The sequence below is a fragment of the Nocardia sp. NPDC058497 genome, from assembly GCF_042720195.1.
In the GTDB taxonomy this organism is placed as follows: domain Bacteria; phylum Actinomycetota; class Actinomycetes; order Mycobacteriales; family Mycobacteriaceae; genus Nocardia.
Window position 1 is genome coordinate 1 of the sequence record NZ_JBHXMY010000974.1, and the last position, 1361, is coordinate 1361.

Sequence of the window (1361 nt, forward strand, 5' to 3'; positions counted from 1 at the left end):
CGGTCGACGCCGAGAAAACCCGACTCGCCCACCACGCATACACCCGCGCAGACCAGTAAAAAGACATATACTACCTGGCCAACATGCGCAACCCCGACCCGAATCTGCGCAGCGATGCCCGATCCGGCGCATTCCAACGACTCCAACAAGCAGGTGTCCCCACCGACTCCTGGATCCTCGACGGCCTGCAGACCGCTCCCGGAACCCCGGTCAGCCGAGCAGGCAACCCCAACATTCGTTTCCCGGCCGACCAAGGCACTTTGGGCGAGGCCCTCACAGGGATCGGCGAATTCGTCTGGCACGCCACCGTCGACCCCGCCACAAATGTGGCCAGCTACCTCACTCACACCGTCACGGGCTCAATGACCGGACTCGCCGGAGCCGCCGCAGGCGGTCCCCTCACGCCCCAAGGCCAAGCCCTCGGACAAGCAGGCCACAACGAAATAACCAAGCGCCCTTCCGAACTACAAATCGGAGTCGACCTCGCCTCCTACGCACCGATCCCCGGCTTCCAAGCAATCCGAGCCGGCATCGCCGCCGCAGGACGCTCCGCCATCAACACGGCATCCAACGTATTCGAGTCCGGCGCCCGCAGCACAGCCGAGAACGCAGCCGAAGCAGCCACCAGAACCGCCAGCGCCCACCACACAACCGAAGCAGCCTCTGCCCCTAACCGAGCCGCTGGTGATACCACCCAAACGGCCGACCCAGCAACCGGAACCTCCGCACCCGCAAAACCGGACGAAACCCCGACCCCCGCAAACTCCCATACCCCGCCTCTCACACGCACCGGCGGCAACGACGCGCCGGTTTCCCAAGGGCCAACTGGGGTGCCGGACAAATCCAGTCCGGACCGCATCAAATCTGGTGACAGGCCAGCATCCGCCGACTTCACACCGGGAGCCGCGACCGGCAACGATCTCGACGCGGCACTGGTGCGGTTCAACCGGGAAATCGCTGACGCCGCTGAGGACTCCGCAGCCAAAGCGGACATCGGATACGTCCCCCGCAACGAAGCACGGGAACTCGTCGGCGCCTCGACCGGCACCGCACACACAGCGGTCGACAGCCAGCACACGATCAGTCGTTCCGGTGGGGGATCCGGGGCAAGCGAGTCCCGCGGCGCCGGCAGCAGTGGTGGCGGCAGCTTACCGCCACGCGACGGAGGCGGGACCGGCAGCGGATCATCACTGCCAGACGACCCTCGCGCGGTCATGGACCACCAGGTCTGGCGCGCCAACAACGAACCTGGCTACTTCGACCAGTACTACAAGAGCAACGGATACCGCAAAGATGTCAGCGTCAAGGACGACTCGGGCGCGAACCCGCCACAGCTGACTCGCGACCGCGCCACCCGCGCT

1 protein-coding gene is annotated in these 1361 nt (G+C 65.8%); it reads left to right on the forward strand.

Annotated elements, in window-relative coordinates:
- Positions 1-83: 83 nt before the first annotated feature.
- A partial coding sequence (locus ACFWPJ_RS32970) for a hypothetical protein (protein ID WP_378857459.1) occupies positions 84-1361 on the forward strand: 1278 nt, incomplete at its 3' end.